Origin of the sequence: Cupriavidus lacunae (assembly GCF_003353055.1) — a bacterium.
Taxonomy (GTDB): Bacteria; Pseudomonadota; Gammaproteobacteria; order Burkholderiales; family Burkholderiaceae; genus Cupriavidus; species Cupriavidus lacunae.
Genome location: NZ_QKWJ01000160.1, coordinates 1 through 7,277 on the forward strand (window position 1 = coordinate 1; position 7,277 = coordinate 7,277).

General features: G+C 64.2%; 6 protein-coding genes. 4 read left to right on the forward strand and 2 right to left on the reverse strand.

Going from position 1 to position 7,277, the window contains the following annotated elements:
• On the forward strand, window positions 1–730 hold a 730-nt coding region (locus DN412_RS41590; protein WP_145970228.1), incomplete at its 5' end, for an IS200/IS605 family accessory protein TnpB-related protein.
• Between the two features lie 322 nt (window positions 731–1,052).
• Here DN412_RS41590 and DN412_RS41595 read toward each other — a convergent pair.
• Window positions 1,053–1,772 (reverse strand): CerR family C-terminal domain-containing protein, encoded by a 720-nt coding sequence (locus tag DN412_RS41595; protein WP_115216823.1) that lies wholly within the window; start codon window positions 1,770–1,772, stop codon window positions 1,053–1,055.
• 137 nt (window positions 1,773–1,909) lie between these two features.
• Here DN412_RS41595 and DN412_RS41600 point away from each other — a divergent pair, with 137 nt between their 5' ends.
• The 3 genes from DN412_RS41600 to DN412_RS41610 are packed head-to-tail and all read left to right on the forward strand — an operon-like array spanning window position 1,910 to window position 6,140.
• The gene (locus DN412_RS41600; RefSeq protein WP_115216824.1) at window positions 1,910–3,070 is read left to right on the forward strand and encodes an HlyD family secretion protein; all 1,161 of its coding nucleotides are present in this window, start codon (window positions 1,910–1,912) and stop codon (window positions 3,068–3,070) included.
• Complete coding sequence (locus DN412_RS41605) at window positions 3,063–4,667, forward strand: MDR family MFS transporter (protein WP_244223091.1); 1,605 nt, start codon at window positions 3,063–3,065, stop codon at window positions 4,665–4,667. The genes DN412_RS41600 and DN412_RS41605 overlap by 8 nt, the downstream gene beginning before the upstream one ends.
• A 3-nt stretch (window positions 4,668–4,670) precedes the next feature.
• A complete protein-coding gene (locus tag DN412_RS41610) occupies window positions 4,671–6,140 on the forward strand; it encodes an efflux transporter outer membrane subunit (RefSeq protein ID WP_115216826.1) in 1,470 nt (489 codons plus the stop codon).
• 431 nt (window positions 6,141–6,571) lie between these two features.
• On the opposite strand, the gene DN412_RS41615 is transcribed toward DN412_RS41610, so the two are convergent.
• Window positions 6,572–7,277: NAD(P)(+) transhydrogenase (Re/Si-specific) subunit beta (locus tag DN412_RS41615; RefSeq protein ID WP_133303182.1), on the reverse strand; the 706-nt coding region annotated here is incomplete at its 5' end.

The following is a 7,277-nucleotide window of genomic DNA, read 5'->3' on the forward strand; positions in this document are numbered from 1 at the left end:
CGGCAGCCATGCCCACGTCGTGAGTTCCGGCAGATTCGAGGTCGTCATGGGTCGGCAGGACGCGCGGATCGACCGTCTGAAGTCGGTGTTGATGACGCCTGAACTCCGCGCGCTGCAGGCCAAGATGGATGAAGCAAAGCAGCGAGGCGAGAGGCTGTCGCGCGGTGACCAGATGGTGTTGCGCAAAGGCATGAAGGCGCTCTATGCAGACCCCGCATATCTGGAAGCGCAACGCCGTCGAGCCCAATGGCTCAACGACTTCCTGCACAAGCTGAGCAACAACCTCGTTCGCAACTGCGCAACGCGCGGTGTGCAGGTCATCGTCATTGGACAGAACAAGGGTTGGAAGAATGGCGGCGACATGGGCACCACCCAGAATCGACGCTTGCGCACTATCCCGCACGCCAGATTGATTGAGCTGATCCGCTACAAGGCCGAACAGCAGGGCATTGTCGTCGTTACCACCGAGGAGTCCTACACAAGCAAGACGAGTTTCGTGAATAACGAGCCGCTGCGCAAACACAGCGGAAAGAAGAAGTCGAAGGCAGCAGCAGAGAAATCAGCACCGACGAAAGTCGAGCCCGAGCAAACCTCGCCGGCCCCCGGCGTGTTCCAGCGGATGGTCTATCACGCAGGCCTCACCCTGAAATACACCGTCATGCGCCTCAGTCCGCGGCTGGGGCTCGTTCAAGCAGAAATTTGGGGTCCGAGTGGCGCCGGACAATTATGAGACAAGCCAGTACCAGTCCCGTCCAGACCGATCTAGATCCGGCGGCATTCGGTGAGCGAGGTTGAGAGGCGGCAGACCATTTACGATCAGAAAGTCTGGTATGGCAGCAACGACTCCGGGTGAGTCGCAATCGGCCGCCGGCTACGACGATCGTGCAGCAACGGCTGTCAAGGCCGTACTTGTTGAGATGGGAGAGATCCTTGGCAGCTTCAAAGGCAAGTTCGCCATTGTCGGTGGTGCGGTGCCAAGGCGGTCGTCCCGCTTGGCATAGTTTTGCCTCACTTCCAGCAAGTTGACGGCGAACGCGCGAACGGGTTCTTCGCTAGGAACTTAAGGTCCGTCGTACTCCGCGTGCCCTGACTAGAGCTGCCAGCAATTCGCGGGTCTGTTCCAGGACGATCGCAGATACGCGTGCGGTTTCCTCGATGCCAATGCCTTTCCAGCCGAGGGCGCTGATTACCTGCCGGCGCATCATTCGGAATACCAGCACCTGCCCGTCGATGGCGATGGTCCGGATCCTGGTTTCCTCATCGTCTGCTGGCTTGCCAAGCAGGCGCCCGATGATGGCGGAAGTGGCCGCAAACAGCCTGCGGTTCAAGCCTTTGTCGATCACGTCGAATGCTGCCTCTGGGCCAAGACCGGCGCGCTCACGCGCCATGAACATGCGCCAGTGGTTTGCTTCCGGCCAATCATAGACAAATGAAGCAAAGCGCGCCTGGATGGCCAGGTAGGCGTCCGCCAGCATGGCGTCGCTGGCCTTCGGGTCAGCGCTCACGTGCTCTGCATTCGTTACCACGTCATCCAGGTGCTCCCAGACTCGGGCCACGAATAATTCAATGCAGGCCAGGTAGACCCCTTCCTTGCCATCGAAGTAGTACTGCAAGGCAGGGGCGTTGACGCCGGCCTCCCTGGCGATATCGCGGGTCGAGGCACCGTCGTAGCCACGCTCGCCGAACAGGCGCAGTGCCGCGTCGACGATGCGCGCACGCGTTTCTTCTCCGCACTGGTAGCCGCCTTCGGCTGCTGGGCGGTGTCTTGCCATGAATTGGGGCCTCCTGATGTCTGGATGTTGCGTGCCTGGATTCGCATTGTGGCGCAAGACACGCACAGGATAGAAATATACCAGTTGACACAATTCTTCCAACTGGAATAATTACGGCACGGAACCTGAGAGCCTTTATGTCCACCAACGCCCCCGCAGCCGACTCGCTCGGCAATGCACCGCTTCGCGGTGACGCTGCTGCAACTTCCCCAAAGGTCAAGCCTTTCAGCCGCCGCACCATCCTGCTGGGCGCACTGGCAGTGCTGATCATCGCTGCTGCGGCCTGGGGTGTGCGTTGGTGGCTGTTCGACCGCTTTATTGAGTCGACCGACGACGCGTATTTGCAGGCTGACAGTGTGATCGTGGCTCCCAAAGTGGGCGGCTACGTGGCCGAGGTGCTCGTGCGCGACAACCAGGTAGTGGAGGTTGGCCAGCCGCTGGCCAGGCTCGATGCGCGCCAGTACCAGGCGGCCGCCGACGAGGCGCAAGCCACGGTCACAGCGCGCCAGGCCGACGTGGCCCGTTCCGAGGCCGAACTGGTGCAACAGAAAGCCAATATTGCCCAGGCCCAGGCCGAGGTGACCGGCGCACAGGCCAACGTCCGTTACGCCGCCTCGCAAGTGGAACGCTATGCCCCGCTGGTCAAGACCGGCGCCGAGACCGAGGAACGCACCGCCGAGTTGCGCAACGCCCAGACCCGTGCCGCCACGGCGCTGGCCGCCAACGAGGCGGCGCTGCGCGCGGCGCAGGCGCAGACGGGCACGCTGCAGGCCAAGCTCGAGCAGGCGCGCGCACAATTGTTGGTAGCGCAGGCGGCCGCCCGGCGCGCCCAGATCGACCTGCAGGACACTGTGGTGCGCAGCACGCTGGCAGGTCGCGTGGCCGACCGCGCGGTGCGCGTGGGCCAGTTCGCCCAGCCGGGCACGCGCCTGCTCACGGTAGTGCCGGTGCAGGACCTGTATCTGACCGCGAACTTCAAGGAAACCCAGGTCGGCCATATGCGGCCGGGCCAGCCGGTCACCATCCACGTGGATGCCCTGCCTGATGGTGACCTGTATGGCAAGGTGGAAAGCCTGGCGCCGGGGACTGGCGCCCAGTTCGCCTTGCTGCCGCCACAGAATGCCACCGGCAACTTCACCAAGATCGTCCAACGGGTGCCGGTGCGCATCCGTGTAGACATCATCCCGGACAGCGCACGTGCGGCGCTGGTGCCGGGCCTGTCCGTGACGGTCGATGTGGATACGCGCAAGCCCAACACGCAGAGCACCAACGCTTCGGCCGGAGCGGCACGTGGCTGAGGCCGCCGCGCAGGCAGCCGGCGACACGAAGCGCGCTGCGCTGGCGGCGCAGCCCGATGCCTCCGCGGCGGACTGGATCGCGGTGGCGGCCGGCTCGCTTGGCGCCTTGCTGGCCACCCTTGACATCTCCATTACCAATTCCGCGCTGCCCCAGATCCAGGGGCAGATCGGCGCGGCGGGCACCGAGGGCACGTGGATCTCGACGGGCTACCTGATGTCCGAGATTGTCATCATCCCGCTCACCGCCTGGCTGACCCGAGTGTTCGGACTGCGCCGATTCCTGATGTGGAACGCGCTGCTGTTCACGGCGTTCTCGATGATGTGCGGACTCTCCCATACGCTGACCACTATGGTCATCGGGCGCATCGGGCAGGGGCTGGCCGGCGGCGCCATGATTCCCACCGCGCAGACCATCGTGCGCACCCGGCTGCCCAGGCACCAGTTGCCCATCGGCATGTCGGCTTTCGGGCTGATCGTGCTGCTGGGGCCGTTGCTAGGTCCCGTAATAGGCGGGTGGTTGGCCGAGAACGTGGACTGGCGGTGGTGCTTCTTCGTCAATCTGCCGGTCAGCGCCGTGCTGGTGTCGCTGCTGTACTTCGGGCTCAAGCCCGACCGCGCCGACTTCCACGAGTTCGTCAATGCCGACTGGCTGGGCATCGTTGGCCTCACCATCGGCCTGAGTTCACTTACTGTGGTGCTGGAGGAGGGGCAGCGCGAGCGCTGGTTTGAATCGCCCATGATCGTCTGGCTGTCGGTGCTCTCCGCCTGCGGCCTCCTGATGATGCTGGCGGGCCAGTTCACCGCCAGGACGCCCATCGCGCGGCTGCGCCTGCTGCTCAACAAAAGCTACGCCAGCGTAATTCTGATCGTCACCACGGTGGGGGCCGGTATCTATGGCATTTCCTACCTGCTGCCACAGTTCCTGGCCACGATTGCGGGCTACAACGCCGAGCAAGCCGGCGGCATCATGCTGCTGTCTGGCCTGCCGGCCTTCCTGATGATGCCCGTCCTGCCGCGCGTCCTCGGCAAGTTCGACATCCGGGTGCTGGTGGTGGCGGGGCTGCTGTGCTTTTTTGGCAGCTGCATGCTGGACATCTCATTAACCGCCAACAGCGTGGGCCACGATTTCGTGGGCTCGCAGATCTTGCGCGGGTTCGGCCAGATCCTGGCGATGATGCCACTCAACCAGGCCTCGATGGCGGCCGTGGCCACTCACGAGGCCGGGGACGCTGCCGGACTCTACAACATGGCGCGCAATCTCGGCGGTTCCATTGGCCTGGCGCTGCTCGGCACCCTCATCGATCGCCGCACTGCCTACCACGATGCCGTGATCCGCGAGTCGGTGACAGCCAACAGCCCGATCGGGCAGGACCACCTGGCCTCCAGCGCGGCGGGCTTCTTCGCCCAGCACGGGGACCTGGTCCACGCCAAGATGCAGGCCATGGGCCAACTGGCTGCCACCATCGCGCGGGGGGCCGCCGTCATGACGTTCTCCGAAGCGTTCTACGCACTCGGTGTGGCGCTGCTGTTGTGTATCCCCCTGGCGCTGCTGCTCAAGACGCCTGCGCCGGGCGCTCCCGTCTCTTCCGGTCACTGATCTATGAAGATCCGCTTTCGATTCTCTCCGGCGGCGTGCCGGGAGTTGGCCCCGGTGCTGCTCGCGGCAGTGGTCGCGCTCGGTGTGGCCGGCTGTACCGTCGGCCCTGACTACCGCGGTGCGCCAGACGTGGCTGGCGTTACCAGCCAAACCACCTACCCGCATGCCCCTGCCGGCATGGATGCGCATGCGCCGCAGGCCGCCGACTGGTGGCATGCGCTCGGCGATAGCCAGCTCAACGCCCTGATCGAAACGGCGCTCGCCGACAGCCCGGACATCCGTGTTGCGCAGGCACGCGTCCGGCAAGCCCGTGCAGGGCTGCGTGGCACGCAAGCCAGCGCATTGCCCAAGGTCAACGCCGATGCTGCCATGTTGCGCACGCGTTCGCCCGACTTGTCCGCACTCTCCGGCGGCGCTGCAGGCGGCGGTCGAGGGCCGCTATCGTTGTACATCGCCAGTTTCGACGCGAGTTGGGAGATCGACCTGTTTGGCGGCACCCGTCGTGCCATCGAAGCGGCATCAGCGGAAGCCGACGCCGCCCAGGAAGACCTAGCCGATGCTCATGTTCAGCTCGCCGCCGAAATCGCGCAGACCTACGTCAGCCTGCGCGAACAACAATCGCGCCTGGAACACTTGCGCGATGCGGAAAAGATTGAAGCCGACATGCTCGACCTGACCGAGCAGCGCCGTGGTAGGGGCGTGGCTTCCGAGCTGGAGGTCGAACGACTGCGTACACAGCTTGATGGCACGCGATCGCAGTTGGCGCCGGTCGAGGCCAAAATTACCGAATTGCTGGATGATTTGGCTGTGCTGACCGGACGCGGCCCTGGCGCGCTGGATGCCGAGTTGCAGCCCGCCAAAGCGATGCCGGCGATACCCGAAACGATTGCCATCGCTGACCCTGCCGCGCTACTCAAGTCTCGCCCGGACATCCGCGCCGCCGAGCGTCGGCTGGCCTCGCAAAATGCCCAGATCGGCGTGCACAGAGCCGACTGGTTCCCTAAGCTGTCGCTATTGGGCTCGCTCGGCTTTAGTGCCACGGATCCAGGCCATCTGGCACGCAAGCAAAACGGCACCTGGCTCACGCTGCCTCGCCTGCAGTGGAACATCCTTGATTTCGGCCGCGTCGCGGCGAGCGTCGAGGGTGCCGAAGCAGGGCGCGACGAGGCGCAGGCCAGGTACGAAAGCGTAGTGCTCAAGGCATTGCGTGACGCCGACGTTGCCCTCTCGCGCTATGGGCACCAGCGTGAGAACGTTATCGTCCTGCGGCGCAGAGAAACCTCAGCCGAGCATGCCGCCGAATTGACGCGCCAGCGTTACCGCGCGGGCACGGCCACCATGCTCGAATGGCTGGACGCCGAACGCACCCGCGTTCTGGCCCAGCAGGACCGGATCTCTGGCGATGTCGGTCTGGTGGAGGACTTTGTTTCGCTGCAGAAGTCTTTGGGGTTGGGCTGGCGTCGCGCAGAATAGTAGAAGCGGGCGCCGTCAACTTGCTGGTAAAGGCAAAACTGCCGGATAAGGAGCAATTAGCCGGATCGCTGGGTTTTGGCGACGAAGCCAACATCCCACTCTCGGTGCCGACCTGCGTAAGCTGGAGAAATCCACGGGCGTTAATCTCGCGCACGCCCTGCGGGGTACACGGTCATTGGTACGGCAACACTCAACAGGCTCAACCCAGAAAGCTACTTCGGCGGACCGTTACCAGCGACACACGGTCAACGAATGGCGCCCGCCAGCCGCAAATGCCTCACGCGGCGTCCGACGCCCCAACAGCGCCATCAGTGGCGCCATCCTTCGGTGTACCGGTTGCGTCGACCGACAGTCCCGGGCCGCCAGCCTCTCATCCCGGTATGCCGCGTAGATCCCGCCATGGCGGATAACGTTCGCGGCCTGCACCGTGTCTAGTCGACCGCCTTGAACATGTCTTCGACCACCTTCTTGGCGTCGCCGAACACCATCATGGTCTTGTCCATGTAGAACAGTTCGTTGTCCAGCCCGGCGTAGCCGGCGGCCATCGAACGCTTGTTCACAATGATGGTCTTGGCCTTGTAGGCCTCCAGGATCGGCATGCCGGCGATCGGCGACTTGGGGTCGTTCTTGGCCGCCGGGTTGACCACGTCGTTGGCGCCCAGCACCAGCACCACGTCGGCCTGGCCGAACTCGCTGTTGATGTCTTCCATCTCGAAGACCTGGTCGTAAGGCACCTCGGCCTCGGCCAGCAGCACGTTCATATGGCCGGGCATGCGGCCCGCCACGGGGTGGATCGCGTATTTCACGGTCACGCCTTTTTCCGTGAGCGCTTCCGTCAGTTCCTTGAGCGCGTGCTGCGCGCGCGCCACGGCCAGGCCGTAGCCTGGGACGATGATGACCGTCTCCGCATTGCCCATCAGGAAGGCGGCGTCATCGGCCGAACCCGATTTCACGTTGCGTTGCGCCTGCCCTGCCGGCCCGGCCGCCGCCGCGGCGTCGCTGCCGAAGCCGCCGAGGATCACGTTGAAGAACGAGCGGTTCATCGCGCGGCACATGATGTACGACAGGATCGCACCAGAGGAGCCCACCAGCGAGCCCGCGATGATCAGCATCGGGTTGTTCAGCGAGAAGCCGATG